The organism is Methanobrevibacter sp. YE315, from assembly GCF_001548675.1.
GTDB lineage: Archaea > Methanobacteriota > Methanobacteria > Methanobacteriales > Methanobacteriaceae > Methanocatella.
Genome location: NZ_CP010834.1, coordinates 1,922,342 through 1,942,652, shown reverse-complemented (window position 1 = coordinate 1,942,652; position 20,311 = coordinate 1,922,342). Strand labels below are relative to the sequence as shown.

The following is a 20,311-nucleotide window of genomic DNA, read 5'->3' as shown; positions in this document are numbered from 1 at the left end:
TAAGCTGCATGAAGTTAAGGGGATGGAATTTCATAGAGATTTACTTTTGGCAAGATGCTCAAAATAGTTGAACATGCTTTTTGCATTTTTAATATTCTCCTCATCCTTAATTAAGAGCATTTCAGAGTCATCAAATAACATTTTATCATAAAATAAAAATAAAGAACTGAAGTTATCGCAGCTGGTGAAAAACATTTCCAAATCAGAATCTATCAATGTTATCTGTATTTTATTTTCTTTTATTAAAGAATTAAAAACATTATCTGCATCGTTTTCATAAATTAAATCTAAAATGGTGTTGTTTGTTATAATATTTAGAGTAGAATCATTTTCAATTAAAGATTCTAAAACAGTATCAATATGCATTTTTGAAAAAATAGGTAGAATCATATTGATTTCTCTAGATTCATGCAAATTTTCAAAGTAAACTCTGAAGGTTTTATCAAATTCAATAGTGTTGGACTCTATTAATTCGGCATTTTCCCAAATATATATTTTTTTTATGAATTGGGATGTAAAAGAGTTAATGGAATGTTTTTGCCAGAAATCAAAATGATTATCAATAGAATTCCAATTATCAAATAAGTTAATGATGTTCATAGCCAATAGATAACCGGTTGAAGATAAGGAATATTTTTTATCTGATTTTATTACTAATTTTCTATCAATTAATTCATTCAAACTCCTTAATATGTTTCCGGGTTTTTTATTTAAGGCTGATTTGATTTCGTCCAAAACTTTGGATTCACCATAGAGATTTAAAAGCAGGTCTAATCTAATTTCAGATGTTAAAATATAACGTGTCAAATCAAAGGCATCTTCACTAAAATCCAATTCATCAAATAAACAATGGTTCATTTTAACACTTACTCCTTCAAATAAATATATTCTGGAGCTATGTTTTCATATTCTTCATAAATATCTCTGCCCCAGAGAATAGCTTCCTTTTCTTTTGAAATATAAACTGCATTCTGGTCAAATTTCCCATCATTTTTATAAAAGCCTAGAATAATAACTTCATCTGTAACAAACAATGCAAAATCCAATCCCTTTTCAATAGTTTTCACTGAAATCTTACTGTCGGATTCTTTATCAAATTTATAATTATTAAATGATTCAATGAATGCATCAGAAACATTTTTTTCTAAAATAAGTTTAATTTCAACATCATTTTCAAACCAATCGGTAAATATTTCATTTATTTGAGGGTACATAAATGGAAATATTGTTCTTATGGATTTTGATCTAAATCCGAATTCTTTATATAACTTCACGGTTTTAAAAATATCAAATGGGGTTGATTCTATTAATTCGGAACTTTCTAAAGATGATATATCTTTTAATGCATTGAATTTAAGGTTGTCTAACTTATGCATGTTGAAAAAATTTGCATTTTTATCTAAGAAGTTTATGGATTTATTTAGATAAAAAATATTGGTTAAAATCAGTTTAGAAGCATTGGTTAAATAGAACATGTCATTTGTATTTACAACATACCCCTTACTTTCTAAACTTGAAACATTAATGGAAATAGAACTATTATTAAGTCCAGTTTTTTCATGAATTCCTTTTAAAGTTTGGGGTGAATTCAAAAGACAATATAAGATTTTCAAACGATTATCTGAATTTGTTAAAAATTTTATTTCTTTTTGAATGTTCTTAAAATCATTTAATTCATTTTTAAACAATTAAATTCCTCTAATTAGTTGAAAATATTATTAACTAAATCAGTATTATTTATATTTAATTGTATATAAAAAATTTTTGACATGCACACTGGCAATGTCTTAAAAAAATAATGAAAAAAGTTAAAAAATTAGAAAAAATTAGGGAGGCTTTTGCCCTGATTTTCTAATAATTTAACTTATAATGAAAAACTTTTCGATATCAAAATCATTCATCTAATTTTGGAATTCCAGTAATCCTCAAACCGCCGTAATGGGATTTATACTTAATGTTTAATCCAATCAGTAATGGGGTAATTTTTTCAATGATTCTGGATTTTTCTAGAATACCAACATCAATTGTTCTTATGCCTGGAATCTTATTAATAATTTCGCTTGCAACTTCTTTAGCTTCAACATCATCACCTGCAATCAAACAATCGCAGTCAATGTCTTCTGGGATGTTTGCAAGATGGGAATTACTAATATTACAAAATGCACAAATTACTTTTGCACCGGTTCCATCTAAAATTGAGGCTGTTCTTTCTGCAGCGGATCCTTCCATCAAATCAATGAATCTGAAAGGTTTTCCACCGATTGCAGTTTCTAATGGTACGGTTGCATCTAAGATAATTTTATCGGCGCAGAATTCCTTAATGCCTTCAAGAGTTGGTTTTTGAGCTGCTAAAGGAACAGTAATGATTAATACATCTCCTTCTTTTGCCGCATCTTCATTGGACATGCCTTTGATTTCAGCAATAGCATAATCTTTTAACTCTTCTATGGTTTCTTCTACAACTTTTAATGCTTTTTCTTCCTTACGGGATCCGATAATGACTGGTTCGCCTGCAATTGCTAATCTTTTAGCAATTCCTAAGCCTTGAGGTCCGGTTCCACCAATTACGCTAATCATGTTATCACTTTCTTCAAAAAGATTTTTAATTTAATCTAAATCGTCGATATATACGATAGGTTTGATTAAGTCTCTTGGTTTTTCATCCATGAGTATGAATGCATCTTTGATTTTGTCAAATCCATGGAATTCGTAGTTGAATGTTTTACCAGGTTTAATTCTGTCGTATTGGATGAGTTTTAATAATTTTTCTGCTCTTAAAGCTCCTCCTGGACAGAATCCGCCACGAATTGTGACGTCTGCCATACCAAGTCCCCATTCGAAAGCAGGAACTGTGAAGACATCTTCAAGGTCATAGAAGTTGATACTTCCGATTGATCCGTTAGGTTTTACTAACTGCAATGCTTCGTTCATGGATGCGCAGTTACCACCTGCGATAATTACAGCATCAACTTTGTTTCCGCCTTCTTTTTCAAGGATTTGTTCTACTGTGTTTCCGTCTTTGTAACTAATGATTTCGGTTGCACCATATTCCAATGCTAAATCTGCACAGTTTTTCCTTGTTCCTGTAGCATAGATTTTTCCAGCACCAAGGAGTTTTGCACCGGCAACTGCCATTAAACCTACTGGACCTATACCAAATACGACTACGGTATCTCCGAGTTTGACGTTTGCCATTTCAGCACCGTAGAATCCAGTGGACATCATGTCGGTTACCATCAATGCGTCTGCAAGATCCATTCCTTCAGGAAGAAGAACCATGTTGTTGTCAGCATTGTTTACTTTGAAACGTTCTGCAAATACTCCGTCTTCTTGAATCAGGAATTTGAAACTTGTCATTACGTCAAAGTCGTGTGCATTGTTGGTTCCTTTTTCTTGTAGGTTTGGTTGACTTGCCCAGTCAGGGGTAGTACATGGAATTACTACTTTGTCTCCAGGTTTGAATCTTGTTACTAGTTCTCCAACTTCGACAACTTCACCAATGGCTTCGTGACCCATAATTCTGTTTATGAGTGGTCCTGCTGGCCCCATTCCAGCATGCATTGCATGAGTGTCTGAAGAACAAGGTGCAACTGCAAGAGGTTTACAAATTGCATCTAAAGGGCCTGCAACAGGTTCGTCAACATCTATCCATCCGTGTTCACCGGTTTTAATTATAGCGTATCCTTTCATAGAAATCACCAATATTGTATATATTGAATATTTTATATAAAATTTTCTTTTTTGTTAAATAAAATGACTATTTTAATAAAATTTTCTAAATATAATGATAATAATTACAAATAAAGATAAAAATTTTACTATTTGATAAAATTTTCATGTAATGATAAAAATAGCATTATGATGTTCAGTATGGAAAGATGTTTTACTCGCAATGTTTTCTGTAACACTGCTATTGAAACTTCTACTGGGATTTTTTGGTTGAAAAAATAAAAAAAGGTTTGTGAAATCAAATTTCACAAATTAAATACATCAAGCTAAGCAGGCACTTCAATATTTTTAATAGCGTCCATTATTGCTATAAAATACTCGAAAAAGTCATGTTCTTGAACTATTTTTACGGTGATTCTATTGCTTGCTGCTGATGCAATGTAATAATCGTCTGCAAAATTTTCTTCACAGATTGCGTAAATGACATATTCTCCAGCTGGCAATTTAGCCATATCGGATGATATTTCATGAGCAGCATAATCAAAATTGCATCCGTAAATATAGCACATATTGTTGTCAACGCCTTCTATTTTAATGTTTATGTGTGATGAGCCTATTTTATAATCCAATTTATCAAATGTAACGAATAGTGATTCACCTTCTTTAATTACAATTGTTCCATTATTGGCTTCACGACCTTCACGATCCCTTACAGATATTTTGAAATTATTTGTGTTTATTGTATGGAAAAGAAAAGAATGATCTTCAGTATATTTGATATCATTCTTATAATCGTTCATTTCAAAAGTATAATAAATTGGTATACACATTGAGGAAACATTATCACTACACTCAGGGACCTGAAAATCAAAGGATGTGGCATCATAAAGACTGACTCCACCAAGGTACTTAGTATGTTTATAATCACTGTAAAGGTTTAAATAACCTTTAGTAATGACATTGCCGTCTTTATCAAGAACGGTAGGTGTCATCTTTACAATTGAATTTTCCACACCATGAGTTACATCGAAAATGACAGTAACAGTTTCTTCAGTAAGTTCATCATCTGTTTTGGCTGAAATAAAAGAAGACATTGCTTCTAACTTGTTGCCATCTAAAAAATGATTAATAGGTTCAGGAAGAGCTGGTACAGGTATAATGTCTGAATCTTTTGGTGCAACTTTAACTTTAATTATGTTACTTTTTGCTGGAGCGAAATATCTTCCGCCGTTAAAGTGGATGTCGTAGACGTATCCGTCATAAACAGCATAAATTTTATATTCGCCAATAGGCAAATCCTTTATTTCGCATACTTTATTCCAGTGGTTAAAAGAGGCAATACTTTTATCAATGCCTTCAATGAAAATTTTTATATCGGAAAAAGTAGTATCCCAAAAGTCAATATTGTCCAAAGAAACTTTCAAAGTGTCTCCTTCACGGATATAGACGACTCCGTCTATAACTTTATAGTTTTTATTGCCTTTGCCGGAAATTTTCAAATTGTTGGTTTTCATTGAATTAAAATTAGTGCTGTCTCCGCAATAGTAGATAACATCGTTTTCCTTATCGTATTTTTCATATACATACCAGATAGAATACTCATTTGAGCGAAGACCATCAGGACATTCCGGAACTTTATAATCAAAAGAAGAATCGTTGCTTAAATCAACAGTAGCGATTAAATTAGATTTTTGATAATCACTGTAAACATATACTGTACCGTCGGAAACGGCATTGTGATCTTTATCCAAAACTGTAAGATTAATTTTTGCACTTGAATTTTCAATACCTGATTTGGTATCTGCATTGATGTAAAAGACTTTAAATTCCCTGCTAGGTCCATTAACATTGATTGTTGATACGAAATTGCAGGTCATCACATCTGAAAAAGAAACAGTATTCAAAATTGGAGTAACTATTGAAGCAGCTACAGAATCAACAGGATTTACTTTAACAGTAATCTTGTTACTTACGCCAGGAGCGAAATATCTTCCGCCGTTAAAGTAGTCTTTGTAGACGTATCCGGCATAAACAGCATAGATATTATATTCGCCAACAGATAAATCTTTTATTTCACGAGCCATATTCCATTGATCAAAAGTAGAAATTTTATCGTCGACGCCTTCAATGAAAATTTTTATATCAGAAAAAGTAGTATCCCAAAAGTCAATATTGTCTAAAGAAACAATCAGAGATTGTCCTTCATAAATGTTTATTGTTCCATTTATAACATTATAATTTTTATTTCCTTTACCGGAAATGTTCAGATTATTGGTTTTCATGGTATAGAATGGAAGACTTCCTATTGAGTAATATAGGATATTATTTTCATCATCCAATTTTTCATAAGAATACCAAATTGGTATACATAAAGATCGAAGGTCGTCAGGACATTGTGGGACTTTAAAATCAAAGGAAGAATTGTTTCCAGGTTCGACACTTGCAATTAAATCAGTTTTATTATAATCGCTGAATATATTTAAAGTTCCTCCGGTAACAGGTTTGCCATTTCTGTCAAAGATTAGGGGAGTTAATGTGGCTGTTGAATTTTCAATACCTGATTCCAAATCGGTATATACACGAACGACTTCTTTTTCAGGGTCTTTTCTGCCATTATTGTTAATTAAAGCCACGACATCATTATTTAAATATTCAACATAAGCAAAATTGGTTTCATCTTCATTAAAATTAGTATTATCATCAATATCTTTTACTGAAATTATTTTTGCATTATAAATTGGAGTATCTGCAGATTCTGAAGTGTAATCTACAATTGTGTCATCAAAATTCTTTGCCAGTTCAAATGTAACAGGTATATTTATAGGTACTGAAATGCCGATATTATCAATTGGAATATTCATTATTCCACAATCAGCATCCGGTTCTACAATTAAAGTATTCCCAACATTTACATCGCTTTCAACACTAACATCACTAATATCTTCCATAGAATTAGCGTCATCAGCATTTAATATATAACTTTCGTCAAGTACAACCTTTTCCAATTGTACATCATTAACAGTATCTACAGTAGAATTAAATTGACTTTCTTCTGTTGCAGAAACAGAGCCTAAACATATTAGGACTATACAAATAGCCAATATAGACATAGTTAATATATTTTTTCGCATATTAATTCACCTACAAAATTCCATTGCTATAGGTAATAGTTTTTATAACGGTAAAATTATTTTGGCGTGCCTAATATATAAATATTCACGCGTGTAAGCACTTGCTTACATCGTTAAAATTGAAAATAAAGAGTGGATTGTTTCTTTTAATAAATGAAGTGAATATCCATAAAGCAATTATCACTATGGCTTGCCAGTAATATGATTTAGATAAAATAGAATATTTAAAATGAATTCGATTTTACTTGCATAAAAATAGAAAAACTAGTCAGAATCTTTTAAAACTCAGTATAATTGATTTAAAAAGCAATATCTGGAGTGTAATGATTTAAATCTGGTTTTTGGATTGTTGAAATGAGTTTTATATTTTTTTTTGTTCGTTGTATAAAACATTTCTTTTTTAGATTTTTCTTATCAAAATTAAAAGTCGAAATCTATGTTGATTTCAAATAAATTATCGGTTTTCGCCAGTGCATTTATTAGTCTTTCATCTAAATCAACATTATTATCTTTGTAATCAATTTCACCAAATTCTTCACTAACTTGAAAAGCTAATTGATCTTTATCCAAACTAAACTTTGTATTTAGATTTCCAGCATTTCCCCGAGCATCTAACCTAATCCATTTTTTTGAATCTTTAACATATACTGTATTTAAGGCATGGATAATGTGTCCTTCACTGTCATCTTCTGCTATTGTTAGAAGCTGATAACTTATTCCTGAGGGAATTCCATTTGCTCTTAGAAGTGCTGCAAGAAGACATGATTTTGCCCAACAGATTCCTGTCTTATTTTTAAGTGCTTCACTGGCTGTTCTTGAAACGGTAGTTGTTCCAATATCCCATGAATGAGGGATTTCATCTCTAACAAACAGGTAACTCTGTTCGATATAATTTAAATCGTCACTTGATTTATTCCTTAATTCTTGAACTTTTTCTTGTATGAGTGGATTCATGTAATCAATACTTGGGGTCTCCATTAAGTATTCTTTCATTGAATATCCCTCCTCGCTTAATTCCACGTTATTTATATCAACGTATATAATTCAATGTTTAAATGGACAATATTCAGAACACCGGTGCAACATATTCCCAAATTTCCTCAAAACTAGTTTTAACGCCAAGTTTGGTGTATTCTCTTACGAGTGTGTTAATGTCTCTTTCAAGAAGCTCTTTTGATATGGGATTATCTAAAACAACGGACTGTGAAACATCAATTATTACAGGTTCTTCATCCTTATTTAAAATATTATAATTTGACAAATCCCCATGCACAAGTTTTGCTTCGTTAACAAATAATTTTAGATTCACAAGCAGCTTATTGAAGAATTCATCTGGATTTTCAGGTGGTTGGTTTTTAACAGGCTGTGCAGGGTTTCCGTCTTCATCTCCAATGAATTCGATAATTAACACGTTATTGGAACTTGTTATAGGTTCAGGAACATTCACTCCAGCAGTATGCAGTCTAGTTAAATTTTTAAATTCTTTTGTAACCCAGGAATAAATGATTTTTCTTTTGTTTTTAGTTTTGATGTTAAATCTTGGATCGCCTTTGAGGTAATAATCCATTTTCTTAAAATCAGATGTAGCAATCCTATAAATTTTCACTGCTACAAATTTTTCATCATCTGTAATGCCTGTAAGCACATTGGCTTCTTTGCCGGTACTTATGGCACCATTTAAAATATCAATGTATCCTTGATTAGCTAGTTTATATAATGTTTCAAGTGTTAGTTTGTCGAAAATTTCATTTCCCACTTTTCTATCGGAACTGTCCTTTTTTCTTTTTCGGGAATGAATTTTTTCGTGTTTTGCATCTGCTTTAGCTATTTTAGAATCCATTAAAATCAAAAAAATAAGTAGTTAGACTACATTTTTAAGTAGCCTTTTCTTTCAAGCCAATTAGATTCGGTTTTTGTGTATCTCCAGATTACGTCAGCTTTCTCATCAGCTTGAAAATCCCATGGTTTAACAAGGATTACGTCTCCTTCACGAATCCAAATACGTTTTTTCATTTTTCCAGGGATTCTAGTCATTCTTATATTGCCATCGGCACAGCGGACTTTTAATTTTCCATGTCCCATAATTTGTTCAACTACTCCAGGGATTTCTCCTTTTTTAGGAGTTCTTACTCTTCTGTATTCTTGTTGTTGATTTTGATTAGGTTTAGACAAATACTCTCCTCCAAATTATAATAGATTTCTCTATAAGATTAAATTATTTATATATTTATCAATATATTATATATTAATTTATTGTATTTTTATATAAGTGGTGATTATGGGAACTGAATTTTTAAAAATTAAGGAATGTGATGAAGCTATTGATATTATTCAAAAATTATTCGATGATAATTTAAAACCCCAAAGTGAAGAAATTCTCGTCACTGAATCCTATGGAAGGATTTTATTTGAAGATGTTTATTCAAGAATGGATTTTCCACCTTTTAACAAGGCTTTAAAAGATGGTTTTGCAATTCTGGCTGAAGATAGTTTTGGTGCTTCAGAGGAAAATCCAAATACTTTAGATGTCATTGATTTTTTAGAAGCAGGTTCAACAACTGATAAGAAAGTAGAAAAAGGAAAATGTATTGAGATAAGTACTGGTGCTGCAATGCCTGAAGGTGCTGAATCTGTTGTCATGGTTGAATATGCAGAAAAATTAGACGGTAAAGTTAATTTATTAACAACAGCCACTCCTTCTCAAGACGTTGCCAAAAAAGGCTCTGACATCGAAGAAGGAAAACTGATTCTTGAAAAGGGAGACTTTTTAAATCCGGGTAAAATCGGAGTTTTACTTTCACAAGGTTTTGAGACAATTGAAGTATATAAAAAGCCTACTTTGGGAGTGGTGTCTTCTGGAAATGAAATCACCCTTCAGGGCGAGGAATTAACCTATGGTAAAATCTATGATGTAAATGGTGGTATGATTAAGAACGCAGCATTTTCTTGCGGTGCTGATGCGCACTTTTTAGGCATCATGAGAGATAACTATGATGAAGTAAAAGAAAAGATTACGGAATCTCTAAAAGAAGTTGATATCTTACTTTGTTCTGGAGGAACCTCTGCAGGTCTTGGAGATGTCTTGAAACATGTTTTGGATGAATTGGGTGAGGTTTACATTCATGGAATATCAGTTCAGCCAGGAAAACCTACAATCGTTGGCGTAATTGATGGTAAAATTGTCATCGGTCTTCCAGGAAATCCTGTTTCTGCATTAATGATATTTAACGCTTTTGTTGCAGAGCCGTTAACCAAATTGGCCGGAATCGATAAGGATTTCGAGCTTGAAACAGTTAAAGGCAAAATGACTAGAAGAATTCACTCTCCAGTTGGGAGGATGCAATATCAGCTTGTTAAAGTTGATGGTGAAGACATTCATCCAATCTTTAAAGATTCTGGAGCAATTTTCTCATTATCCAGTGCTGATGGTTATGTTAAAGTTCCAAAATCTGTTGAACTTTTAGATGAGGGTGAGGAAGTAGAAGTTTATTTATTTAATTAGGATTATAATTTTAAGTAAGGTGTAATTATGGATTATGAAGTAAAAGTAATTCCAGAACAAAAATTGGCAGTTATTAATTGTAAAACTCCAATTGAAGATTTAGATATTTTTCTTTCCATGTTGATGGGTTGGGTTGAAGCAAAAGAAATAGAAACTGATGGTGAACCGTTCATTGTTTATTTCTCACCAAGACATGAAGCTAATCAAGGTGATGTTGTTTATGATGTAAGCATTCCAATCAAGGATGATGCTGATGAAACTGATAGGATTCGTGTCGTTGACATGATTGAAAACAAAGTTTTATCTGGAAAACATTTTGGTCCGACTGACAATATTCTAGATACTTATGCTGAGTTAGTTGATGTTGCCCAATCTAATCATTATGACATTATCGGATCACCTAAAGAAGTTTTAATTAAGGGTCTCCACAATTGCGATAATGAAAATGATTTTATAACTGAAATTCAATTACCTATTATTGAAATGTAGGTGTGTTTTTATGTCTAAAGAAAAAGTTGATATTGATAAAGAAGTTGAAAAACTTTCTCGTAAAACAAATATAAATATGAGAAAATCAGAAAATTCTTTTGAAAATCGAATAAAGAAATTAGATAAGGAAATTAACAACCTGGCGGATAGAAAAATAAAAGAATTTGATGATAACAAAAAGTTAACATCAGAATATTTAAGCATTGATTATAAACAAGATACAATTGACAGATATAGAGAAAAATTAAAAAAGATTTAATTTTCTCTTTTTTTCTAATTTTGACCGACAACTCTTAAATTATGGACTAATAATTTAGGAATTATAAATGACCCATATTGTTTTATTTCTGATTTTAAACCTTCCACGTTTTTCATGATTTCAAATATGTTTCCTGAAATCATTGCTTTGTTGATTGGGTCTGTTAATTCACCATTTTCAATTTTAAATGCATTACTTGCCTCAACCGAGAAGTCTCCGGAAATTGGATTTGCGGTATGTGAACCTAAAACGCTTGTTGTTAAAACGCCTTTGCCTATTTCAGATAAATCCTTCATTTCACTAAATTTAAACTCAAGATTTGTTGGAGCAATCATCGGTGTTGTTAAATATGATCCTCTTAGTCCATTTGATGTTGTTTTGACATTCTCTTTGTTTGCGGTGTAAATGTCATAGATAAATGAGTTTAAAACACCTTCTTTTATTAAATCAGTTTTTTGACTTACGCTTCCTTCCCCATCACATTTTGCACTATATATTCCTTTTTCAAGAAGTGGATTGTCAGTAAGGGTTAAATTAGGGTTTGCTATTTCAGTCCCGATTTTATCTTTTAAAATGGACCGTCCCCTCATGACATTTTCACCGTTAAATGCTCCTATAAATGTTTGTAGGAGTCCGGTGGCGGCAAAATAATCAAGTACAACATTATAATCGTTTGTTTCAATAGGTTTTGTATCTAATGAACTTTTTGCCAGACTACATACTTCATTAGCTAATTTTTCACCATCCAAATCAAAGAATCTTGAAGATTGTGAATCATATGCTGTTGCAATCTCGCCATCCTTTTGTATAGTCACGGATAAAGCCAAACCGAATCCGGTTCCTTCATCTTCGATTGACACTCCATTTGAGTTGAGAATTAATGATCTTCCTTCACTTGCTGAAAAACCAGAGCCTGTCACGTCACAGCCGCTGTCAACAGCAGTATCAATTGTAGTTTTTAAGAATTCGATGGATTCATCAAGTGACAATTCCCCGAACTTTTTATCATAAACTTTTTCAACTTGGGGGACTGTGTCAACTTCTGCAAAGGTATAATTTTTGTCAACTTTGTTCAGTTTGGTGTTTTCGATGGACTGTCTTGCCGCTTCAGCTATTTTGTCCATGTTTGAAGTAAATGCAAAACCTACTTTGTCATCTTTAATTACTCGAATTCCAACTCCTCGTTCTATTTCTTCTTTTACAAAATTAAGCTCTTCCTTTCTTGAATCAAGTTCAATGGATTTAGATTCATCAATGTAAATTTCATAAGCATCACAATCATTTTCGATTGCTTTTTGTGCTTTTTGTGCAATTTCATATATCATTTTATCACTATAATGCAAATTTTTCAATAGCTTCAGCCACTCCGTCACCGAACATTTTTTCGCAGGTGTATGTGCTTATCTGTTTTAACTCATCTTCTGCATTTCCAACAGCAATTTTATAACCTGCTTCTTTTAAGAAATCTTCATCGTTTTGACTATCTCCTATAGCCATCACATTTTCCATATTTATGCCATTCCTTTCACATAAATACCTTAGTGAAGTTCCTTTGTTTACTCTTTTATCGGTTACATGAAGTGCAAAACCGCTATCGTAGATTTCAAGCTGGTCAATATATTTAAAATCTGATAATGCTTCTTCTAATTCTTTTCTTTCAAGAGTTTTATAAAATACGGTTTCTGTTGATCTGTACATGTTGTCATGGGAAGCATGAATGTTGAATTTTTCACCTAATTTTTCTTTTAAGTGAGATTCAGCTGAATTTACGAATTCTTTTTCGACTAATATTTCAACTGCATTGTCGTTTTCCCCTTCTTTAAAGACAACTCCTCCATTTTCACAGACAATTCCGCCACTGCATCCAATCAGCACTTCTGTTGCATATGCATAATTTACAACATTTCCGGTTACAATTATTGTGGGGATTCCTGCAGCTTCTGCTTTCCTTAATGCTTCAATAGCGGAAATACAAATTTGCCTTTTCTCATCTGTTATTGTTCCATCGATATCTACTGCAATTGCTTCTATAGTCATTTTTATCCTCTTGAATATCTGTGTGCTATGTTACAAGTTCCTTCTTTACTAACCATACATGCTCCAATTGGATGTAATGGGTTGCATTCTTTTCTGAATAGTTTACAGTCTTCAGGTCTTGCAAGCCCCCTTAAGATAGGTCCGCAAATGCATCCTTTTGGTGCTTCATTAACGTCTTTTACTTCAATGTCATATTTTTCACGTGCATTGAAATCACTGAATTCATCTTTCACTTCCAATATTGAGTTTGGTATTTTTGGAAATCCTCTCCATTCCCTAGAATCAACATAAAATACTTGATCAATCATTTCCTGAGCTATTTCGTTTCCTTCTTCCCTAACGGCTCTGTTGTATTCATTTTCTATTTTCGGTGTTTCGTTGTGAATTTGTCTTAAAATCATGTATACTGACATTAATATGTCTAATGGATTGAATCCTGCTACTGCCTGAGGTATTCCATAATCTGTTGAGAAGTATTCGAATGGTTTGGTTCCAATAATTGTACATACGTGTCCCGGTTGTATTAATGCATTGAGGCTTGTTTGCCCGGAATTAATTAAAAAGTCAATTGCCGGTGGGATTAATCTGTGACATGAAAGCACTGAAAAGTTTTCCGGAGGTGTTGATAGTAGTTCGGCTGCGGTTGTTGGGGCAGTTGTTTCAAAGCCTGCTGCAATGAATACAACATCATTTTCCTCTTTTTCAGCTATTTCAATAGCTCTGTTGATTCCATAAACTACCCTTACATCTCCACCTTCAGATTTTGCATCAGCAAGTGATCCATTTGATCCTGGAACTCTTAGCATATCTCCAAAGGTTGTTACTGTAACGCCTTTTTCTATAAGTTCTAAACTTTCATCAATTTCACGAGATGGAACTACACACACTGGACAACCTGGACCTGCAACAATTTCTACTTCGTCAGGCAATAAACTTCTTATCCCATTTTCCATTATTGTGTGTTCATGGGAGCCACATACGTGCATTATCTTTACAGGAGTGGCTAAATCGTTTATTCTTCTTAATAACTCTTGTGACATATTTTTCATATCCATATTAACACCGAAGATTTAATATTATATTATAAATATATTTAGTATTGGATTAATTAAATTTTATTGTAATTTTCAAGGGATAAATATGTTGGATAATAATAAAATTTTAGTAGTTATTCCTGCAAGAGGAGGTTCAAAGGGGATTCCTCGTAAGAATATCCGTTTATTGAATAATAAACCTTTAATCTCTTATGCGATTGGAATTGCAAAATCATCCCAATATGTGGATGATATTGTGGTAACTACTGATGATTCTGAGATTGCATTAATTTCCGAAAAATTTGGAGCGGGTGTTATAAGACGTTCCGAAGAATTGGCCAGTGATGAAATACCGCTTGACCCGGTGGTTTATGATGCAATGATTCAAAAAGAAAAACTTGCTTTTGATGAATATGATATTGTAATTACTTTACAACCTACTTCTCCATTAATCAAATCTTCCACGTTAGATAAGGCTATTGAAAAATTTGAAGACTTTTCCATTGATAGCGTAATTTCTGTCGTTGATGATAGGCATTTAAGTTGGGGATATGATGAGGCTAATGAAAGATATTTCCCAAATTATATAGAAAGAGTCAACAGACAGTATTTGCCAAAATCTTTTAAAGAAACTGGGGCAATCCTAGCTACACGTAGGAATTTTGTGCATGAAGATTCTCGTTTGGGTACAAATTTGGATTTGGTTGAAGTATCCCGTGAGGAAAGTGTTGACATTGATAATTATGAAGATTGGTGGGTTGCGGAAAACTATCTTCAAAAGAAAAAAATAGCAATTGTTGTTAATGCATATAATGAAATCGGCACAGGTCATGTCTACAGGTGCTTGTCAATTGCATCAAAATTGGTATTTCATGAAGTTTTATTCTTATTGGATGAAAAACATGAGTTGGGTATTAATCTTATTAAGAATAATAATTACTCCTTTAAAACTTATGAGGATGAAGAGGACTTGTTGAATATATTAAAGGAATATTCTCCTCAAATTGTTATTAATGATATCTTGGATACAAGTTATGAGTATATGTCATTATTAAAAAGTGACGGATATTTTGTTGTTAATTTTGAAGATTTGGGTGTTGGCACTGATTTGGCCGATGTTGTCTTTGATGCATTGTATGAACATGATGCAGGCGAACCGAACATTTTCACAGGCCATAAGTATTATATCCTGAAGGATGAATTTTATTTCCAGCCTGAAAAGATTATTTCCCAAGAGGTCAAAAATGTTTTAATTACATTTGGAGGAACTGATCCGAATAATTTCACAGAATTTGCTTTGGATTCAATTTTAGCAACTAATTATGAAGGCCGTATTAATGTTGTAGTAGGATTGGGTTATTCTGATTTGGATAAACTTATTTCAAAATATGAGTCAAATCCTTTAGTTCAAATTTATAAAAATGTTTCAAACATTAGCGAATTCATGTTTAAAGCGGATATAGTGTTTACTTCTGCAGGAAGAACCATGTATGAGATATGTTCTTTAGGTATTCCGACAATATGCTTGTGCCAAAATGACCGTGAAAAATCTCACGTATTTGGAAACTCAAGCAATGGATTTATAAATATGGGCTATGGTGTTGATGTAACCCAACAGGAACTGATTGATGAATTCGTGAACCTTGTCAATGATTATCATTTAAGAGTTGAAATGAGCGAAAAGATGTTGTCTATTGACTTGAAAAACGGATTTGAAAATATATGGGCAATAATTCGTGAAGAGTATAGGAAATTTGAATTAAATGGATAGTAGGTTTTACTATGGATATATTTATCAAAAAACCATTTTTAATTGGTGAAATTGGTGTAAACTTTTATGACATTGCTGAAAAAGAAGGAATTTCAGATATGGATGCTGCAAAGCTCATGATTGATGAAGCAAAATCCTGCGGTATTGATGCAGTTAAATTTCAAACATATAAAGCCGAAACAATTGCTTCCCGTAATTCTCCGGCATATTGGGATTTATCTGAAGAGCCAACTACCTCTCAATTTGAATTATTCAAAAAATTTGATAAATTTGGTGTTGAAGAGTACAGGCAGCTCGCACAATACTGTAATGAAGTTGGAATTACTTTTTTATCCACACCTTTCGATTTTGAGTCTGTAGATTATCTTGATGAATTTCTTGATGTCTATAAGATTTCTTCTTCTGATTTAACAAATATTCCTTTTATTAAATATATTGCAGGTAAAAACAAACCAATCATGATTTCAACTGGAGCATCTACTCTAAAAGAGATAAAAAATGCAGTTGCTGCAATTGAAGAGGTTTCTGAAGTGGATATAGCTATAATGCATTGTGTTTTGTCTTACCCTACATCTTTTGAAGATGCTAATCTGTTAATGATTAAGGATTTGGCTGAACATTTTCCAGATTATGAAATAGGATATTCTGATCACACAAAACCTGATGAAAATATGATGGTTTTAACTACCGCTTATAATTATGGGGCAAACATAATTGAAAAGCATTTTACTTTAGATAAAACCTTGAAAGGTAATGACCATTATCATGCAATGGACCCAAGTGATGTAATCAAATTCAAAAATAATGTTAAATTCATATCTAAAATTAATGGCCGTAAAAATAAACAGCCTCTGATTTGTGAATCTTCCGCAAGAAAAGAAGCAAGAAGATCTGTTGTTGCATTAAGGGATATTAAAAAAGGTGAATTAATTTCCATGGAGAATGTTACATTTAAAAGGCCGGGCACAGGTATTTCTCCAGCGGATATAGATAATGTCCGGGGTAGAAAAGCTATTGAAGATATTTCGGAAGATACGTTAATTTCTTATGAAATGCTATCATAATTGGTGTTTTGATGTCGTTTAGTGTTAGTGATGTCTGCAATGTGTTTTTCAATTTGGAAGAAAAATACAATTTAAACTATCAGGAAATTCAGGGATGTTTTCCTTGGCAGTTAATCAGAATGTACCTCTATTATGACATCACTAGACGGACTAATACCTTTGGTGCACCTCAACAGCAATCGTTATCCCTTTTTGATAAGATAAAATCATTTGTTCCGTTTGTTAAAAATAGTTTATTCCATAATCCTTTCAGTGGCTCTCAACAGAAGGACATATTAATTTTTGACCATCCGCGAAAAGTGCTTTTTAACGGAGAGTATAAAGACATATATAGTTATTTTTTGGTTGATTTTTTAAAGGATTCTCGCTCCTTTGAAGTGTTGGAATCACCATATCTGAATGAGCATTTCACAAATAAGCAAAATTATATAAAGTATACTGATAGGATTCAATTGGGTTCATATATCTATAAAAAGTTTCATAAAATCGAATTTTCATCTGATGAAAAAGAATTAATTTCCAATATTGAAAATGATTTGGAAAATGAATTCAACATAAAAATAAATCTCTCAGATATTTTAAAAATGCATATATTGAATTTTCAATATGACTATAAAAAATACACAGAATTGTTTAAAAAGAGAAAACCCAAAAAGATTTTCGTTGTTGTAGCTTACGAAAATCAGGCTATAGTTGCAGCCGCAAAAGATTTAAAAATCGAAGTAATCGAGTTGCAACATGGAACAATATCAAAATATCATCTAGGTTATTCTTATCCATTAAAAACAAGATCCGATGATGAAATCAAGTATTTTCCAAATAAAATTTTAACATTTGGTGATTATTGGATTAATGATGAATATTCTCCAATTTCTAAAAAAAATATAATTCCAATCGGATTTCCATATTTTGAAGAACAATCAAGGGAGTATATGGATATCAAATCAAATCCGAACCAAATATTGTTTATCTCTCAAGGAGTTATCGGAAGATACATGGCAAATCTTGCATATGAAAGTGCAAAAAAACTAGAAAATTTTAAAATCATCTATAAGCTGCATCCCGGTGAATATGAAAACTGGAAGCAAAATTATCCTGACCTTGTTAAAGCCAGCAATTTAGGAAATTTCGATGTAATCGATAATAGCCAAACCCCATTGTATAAGTTATTTGCAGAATCCAACTATCAGGTCGGAGCATTCTCAACAGCCATTTATGAAGGATTGATGTTTAATTGCAAAACATTCATCTTAAACGTTCCGGGCATTGAATATTTGGATGATTTAATCGAAAGGGGATATGTCTTTAAAATCAATGATGTTTCTGATTTAGTTGATAATTTAAATGAATTTGAACCAAGCAAATACGATAAGGATTTCTTTTTTAAGAATTTGGATAAAGAATTATTGAAAGGTGTGATTGATAATGGATGAATATGTCCAGTTTATTAAAAGGATTGGGATTGTAGGTATTGCAAATATCCTGATTTCCCTTAGTGGATTAATATTTATTCCAATTATCACAAAAAACTTCTCCACAGCGGATTATGGGGTGTGGGCTCAGGTCAATACTCTTGTAGCGCTGGTTCCAAACATCGTGAATTTGGGGCTTCCATATACTATGGTTAGATTTTTAGCCGCTGAAAAAGATAAGGAGATAATTAAACAGTCCTTCTATTCCATGATGCTGCTGGTGTTATGTTCAACAATGATAATGATTTTGATATTTTCAATTTTCTCAAATCAAATTGCTAATGCGCTGTTTGACGGAAATATGCAGATAATGGCAATTGTTACAGCCATATCATTTTTTGCATGTATCAATTTGATGTTATTAAGCTATTTCAGAACTTTTCAAAAGATCAGTTTTTATTCAGCATTTTTAGTGTTGCAAACTTATATAGGTGTAGGGTTATGTATTGTGCTTACTCTAATGAACTATCCTCTTGAAGTTGTTGTTTTGGGTTTGTTGTCCGGTTATTTATTGGTGTTTATAGCTATGGCAATTTTGATTATTCGTGAATTGGGCTTTACAACCAAATTCAAAAGCCTGTCCGATGAATTGAAATTTGCAATACCGACCATTCCAAATAATGTTTCTTCATGGGTTGTTGATTCAAGCGATAAATTTGTCATTGGTATTGTGATTGGTTCTGCTGCAGTTGGATGCTATTCTCCAGGATATGCATTGGGAAGCATTCTTTTAATGTTTTTAACCCCATTTGCAGTTTTGCTTCCTGCTGTATTGCCAGAATATTTCGAAAAAGGGGACATGGGTAAAGTCAATACATTTTTAACCTATTCCATGAAGTATTTTTTGTTGATTACAATTCCTGCTGCTGTTGGAATGAGTTTGCTTTCAAAGCCTTTGCTTTATGTTTTAACAACAGAAATTATTGCCAATCAAGGTTACATGATTACTCCTTTGGTTGCTTTGGGAGCAATATTTATGGGAATTTATGGTATTGTCAATAACATCATCATTTTGGAGAAAAAAACAACAATTTTGGGTTATATTTGGATTAGTGTAGCTATTTTAAACATTATTTTAAATATTATTGCTGTTCCTTATATTGGAATCTATGGTGCAGGTATTTCCACATTTGTCTGTTATTTCTTTGCATTTGCCGTAACTTTAATATATTCTAAAAAATATGCTGATCTGCCATTTGACTTAAAATCTTTAGTTAAAATTTTAATTGCCTCAACCATAATGGGAATTTTTGTAAAATTGGCAAATCCTAATGGAATAATTAATATTTTAATCGTAATTGTTATTGCAGTCATAATCTATTTTGCAGCATTGCTGCTGCTAAAAGGAATTGATAAAAAAGAGATTAATCTAGTCAAAAGCATGATTTAATGGAATTTTTTTTCCTTTTTTAATTTTTCATAGTGTTCTATGTCACGGTACTTGAAGGTTTTAGCGGGATGGCCCCCAACTATTGCACATTTTTCGATATCATTTACAACAACACTTCCGGCTTGAATAATTGCTCCTTCGCTAATTTTTACTCCAGGCAAAATGATGACCCTATTTCCAAGCCAGACATTGTCTTCGATTATCACATCTTTTGAAATTACTGTGTCATCATAAGGTATGGCGTTTCCATTATCATAGTTGTGGATGCTTGTTATTATCATGCAATCAATGCCTGAGTGGAAATTGTCTCCAATAACTACGTTGCCGAATCCTTGTATTTTCATTCCATTAAAATTAACATTGTTGCCTAAAATAGTATTCGGTGTAACATAGCTTTCACCATTTACTTTGAGGTTATCGCCACATTGTTTAGCAACTCTTTTACATCTATGGAGATATAATTTTTTCTTAATATTGTTGATAATCATGATAT

At 32.2% G+C, this 20,311-nt stretch carries 19 protein-coding genes; 7 read left to right on the top strand and 12 right to left on the bottom strand.

Annotated elements, in window-relative coordinates; all coding sequences use genetic code 11:
* Positions 1–30: 30 nt before the first annotated feature.
* The 8 genes from TL18_RS09005 to eif1A form a co-directional block, all read right to left on the bottom strand.
* Positions 31–858: a winged helix-turn-helix domain-containing protein gene (locus TL18_RS09005; protein ID WP_067044494.1), complete on the bottom strand. Its 828-nt coding sequence runs from the start codon at positions 856–858 to the stop codon at positions 31–33.
* An 8-nt stretch (positions 859–866) separates the two neighbouring features.
* Positions 867–1,688: a winged helix-turn-helix domain-containing protein gene (locus tag TL18_RS09000; RefSeq protein ID WP_067044490.1), complete on the bottom strand. Its 822-nt coding sequence runs from the start codon at positions 1,686–1,688 to the stop codon at positions 867–869.
* A gap of 205 nt (positions 1,689–1,893) precedes the next feature.
* Entirely contained in the window at positions 1,894–2,577 is a 684-nt protein-coding gene (gene npdG, locus TL18_RS08995; RefSeq protein WP_067044486.1) for an NADPH-dependent F420 reductase, read from the bottom strand.
* 30 nt (positions 2,578–2,607) lie between these two features.
* Positions 2,608–3,690: a zinc-binding dehydrogenase gene (locus TL18_RS08990; RefSeq protein WP_067044485.1), complete on the bottom strand. Its 1,083-nt coding sequence runs from the start codon at positions 3,688–3,690 to the stop codon at positions 2,608–2,610.
* 305 nt (positions 3,691–3,995) lie between these two features.
* Positions 3,996–6,800 carry a hypothetical protein gene (locus TL18_RS08985; protein WP_067044483.1) on the bottom strand — a complete coding sequence of 935 codons (2,805 nt, stop codon included), beginning with the start codon at positions 6,798–6,800 and terminating at the stop codon, positions 3,996–3,998.
* A gap of 420 nt (positions 6,801–7,220) precedes the next feature.
* Positions 7,221–7,778: a transglutaminase family protein gene (locus TL18_RS08980; RefSeq protein ID WP_231483608.1), complete on the bottom strand. Its 558-nt coding sequence runs from the start codon at positions 7,776–7,778 to the stop codon at positions 7,221–7,223.
* An 88-nt stretch (positions 7,779–7,866) separates the two neighbouring features.
* On the bottom strand, positions 7,867–8,640 hold the full coding sequence (locus tag TL18_RS08975) for a serine protein kinase RIO (RefSeq protein WP_067044470.1): 774 nt from the start codon (positions 8,638–8,640) through the stop codon (positions 7,867–7,869).
* Between the two features lie 26 nt (positions 8,641–8,666).
* On the bottom strand, positions 8,667–8,972 hold the full coding sequence (gene eif1A / locus TL18_RS08970; protein ID WP_067044464.1) for a translation initiation factor eIF-1A: 306 nt from the start codon (positions 8,970–8,972) through the stop codon (positions 8,667–8,669).
* Positions 8,973–9,078: 106 nt separating this feature from the next.
* Here eif1A and glp point away from each other — a divergent pair, with 106 nt between their 5' ends.
* From glp to TL18_RS08955, 3 genes are read left to right on the top strand one after another with little or no spacing between them, the layout of a single operon-like run.
* Entirely contained in the window at positions 9,079–10,302 is a 1,224-nt protein-coding gene (gene glp, locus TL18_RS08965) for a gephyrin-like molybdotransferase Glp (RefSeq protein ID WP_067044461.1), read from the top strand.
* A gap of 27 nt (positions 10,303–10,329) precedes the next feature.
* Positions 10,330–10,791 carry a GyrI-like domain-containing protein gene (locus TL18_RS08960; protein WP_067044458.1) on the top strand — a complete coding sequence of 154 codons (462 nt, stop codon included), beginning with the start codon at positions 10,330–10,332 and terminating at the stop codon, positions 10,789–10,791.
* Between the two features lie 10 nt (positions 10,792–10,801).
* Positions 10,802–11,050 carry a hypothetical protein gene (locus TL18_RS08955; RefSeq protein ID WP_067044455.1) on the top strand — a complete coding sequence of 83 codons (249 nt, stop codon included), beginning with the start codon at positions 10,802–10,804 and terminating at the stop codon, positions 11,048–11,050.
* Between the two features lie 14 nt (positions 11,051–11,064).
* Here the strand turns inward: TL18_RS08955 and TL18_RS08950 are convergent, their stop codons facing one another.
* The 3 genes from TL18_RS08950 to hypD are packed head-to-tail and all read right to left on the bottom strand — an operon-like array spanning position 11,065 to position 14,136.
* Complete coding sequence (locus TL18_RS08950; protein WP_067044453.1) at positions 11,065–12,375, bottom strand: TldD/PmbA family protein; 1,311 nt, start codon at positions 12,373–12,375, stop codon at positions 11,065–11,067.
* Positions 12,376–12,382: 7 nt separating this feature from the next.
* Entirely contained in the window at positions 12,383–13,087 is a 705-nt protein-coding gene (locus TL18_RS08945) for a phosphoglycolate phosphatase (RefSeq protein ID WP_067044451.1), read from the bottom strand.
* Between the two features lie 2 nt (positions 13,088–13,089).
* On the bottom strand, positions 13,090–14,136 hold the full coding sequence (gene hypD / locus TL18_RS08940; RefSeq protein ID WP_067045492.1) for a hydrogenase formation protein HypD: 1,047 nt from the start codon (positions 14,134–14,136) through the stop codon (positions 13,090–13,092).
* Positions 14,137–14,227: 91 nt separating this feature from the next.
* Here hypD and TL18_RS08935 point away from each other — a divergent pair, with 91 nt between their 5' ends.
* From TL18_RS08935 to TL18_RS08920, 4 genes are read left to right on the top strand one after another with little or no spacing between them, the layout of a single operon-like run.
* Positions 14,228–15,892: a cytidylyltransferase domain-containing protein gene (locus TL18_RS08935; protein ID WP_067044445.1), complete on the top strand. Its 1,665-nt coding sequence runs from the start codon at positions 14,228–14,230 to the stop codon at positions 15,890–15,892.
* 11 nt (positions 15,893–15,903) lie between these two features.
* The gene (locus TL18_RS08930; protein ID WP_067044442.1) at positions 15,904–16,956 is read left to right on the top strand and encodes an N-acetylneuraminate synthase family protein; all 1,053 of its coding nucleotides are present in this window, start codon (positions 15,904–15,906) and stop codon (positions 16,954–16,956) included.
* An 11-nt stretch (positions 16,957–16,967) separates the two neighbouring features.
* Entirely contained in the window at positions 16,968–18,389 is a 1,422-nt protein-coding gene (locus TL18_RS08925) for a sialyltransferase (protein ID WP_067044438.1), read from the top strand.
* Positions 18,382–19,818, top strand: coding sequence for a lipopolysaccharide biosynthesis protein (locus TL18_RS08920; RefSeq protein ID WP_067044436.1), 1,437 nt, complete (start codon positions 18,382–18,384; stop codon positions 19,816–19,818). The genes TL18_RS08925 and TL18_RS08920 overlap by 8 nt, the downstream gene beginning before the upstream one ends.
* Here the strand turns inward: TL18_RS08920 and TL18_RS08915 are convergent.
* Positions 19,815–20,306, bottom strand: coding sequence for a DapH/DapD/GlmU-related protein (locus tag TL18_RS08915; protein ID WP_067044433.1), 492 nt, complete (start codon positions 20,304–20,306; stop codon positions 19,815–19,817). The genes TL18_RS08920 and TL18_RS08915 overlap by 4 nt on opposite strands.
* Positions 20,307–20,311 lie beyond the last annotated feature (5 nt).

What these genes read in the sequence shown, in the direction of transcription:
- TL18_RS09005 (WP_067044494.1), bottom strand. Translation starts at nt 858, where the DNA reads ATGAACCATTGTTTATTTGATGAATTGGATTTTAGTGAAGATGCCTTT.
- npdG (WP_067044486.1), bottom strand. Translation starts at nt 2,577, where the DNA reads ATGATTAGCGTAATTGGTGGAACCGGACCTCAAGGCTTAGGAATTGCT.
- TL18_RS08990 (WP_067044485.1), bottom strand. Translation starts at nt 3,690, where the DNA reads ATGAAAGGATACGCTATAATTAAAACCGGTGAACACGGATGGATAGAT.
- TL18_RS08985 (WP_067044483.1), bottom strand. Translation starts at nt 6,800, where the DNA reads ATGCGAAAAAATATATTAACTATGTCTATATTGGCTATTTGTATAGTC.
- TL18_RS08980 (WP_231483608.1), bottom strand. Translation starts at nt 7,778, where the DNA reads ATGGAGACCCCAAGTATTGATTACATGAATCCACTCATACAAGAAAAA.
- TL18_RS08975 (WP_067044470.1), bottom strand. Translation starts at nt 8,640, where the DNA reads ATGGATTCTAAAATAGCTAAAGCAGATGCAAAACACGAAAAAATTCAT.
- glp (WP_067044461.1), top strand. Translation starts at nt 9,079, where the DNA reads ATGGGAACTGAATTTTTAAAAATTAAGGAATGTGATGAAGCTATTGAT.
- TL18_RS08960 (WP_067044458.1), top strand. Translation starts at nt 10,330, where the DNA reads ATGGATTATGAAGTAAAAGTAATTCCAGAACAAAAATTGGCAGTTATT.
- TL18_RS08955 (WP_067044455.1), top strand. Translation starts at nt 10,802, where the DNA reads ATGTCTAAAGAAAAAGTTGATATTGATAAAGAAGTTGAAAAACTTTCT.
- TL18_RS08950 (WP_067044453.1), bottom strand. Translation starts at nt 12,375, where the DNA reads ATGATATATGAAATTGCACAAAAAGCACAAAAAGCAATCGAAAATGAT.
- TL18_RS08945 (WP_067044451.1), bottom strand. Translation starts at nt 13,087, where the DNA reads ATGACTATAGAAGCAATTGCAGTAGATATCGATGGAACAATAACAGAT.
- hypD (WP_067045492.1), bottom strand. Translation starts at nt 14,136, where the DNA reads ATGAAAAATATGTCACAAGAGTTATTAAGAAGAATAAACGATTTAGCC.
- TL18_RS08935 (WP_067044445.1), top strand. Translation starts at nt 14,228, where the DNA reads ATGTTGGATAATAATAAAATTTTAGTAGTTATTCCTGCAAGAGGAGGT.
- TL18_RS08930 (WP_067044442.1), top strand. Translation starts at nt 15,904, where the DNA reads ATGGATATATTTATCAAAAAACCATTTTTAATTGGTGAAATTGGTGTA.
- TL18_RS08925 (WP_067044438.1), top strand. Translation starts at nt 16,968, where the DNA reads ATGTCGTTTAGTGTTAGTGATGTCTGCAATGTGTTTTTCAATTTGGAA.
- TL18_RS08920 (WP_067044436.1), top strand. Translation starts at nt 18,382, where the DNA reads ATGGATGAATATGTCCAGTTTATTAAAAGGATTGGGATTGTAGGTATT.
- TL18_RS08915 (WP_067044433.1), bottom strand. Translation starts at nt 20,306, where the DNA reads ATGATTATCAACAATATTAAGAAAAAATTATATCTCCATAGATGTAAA.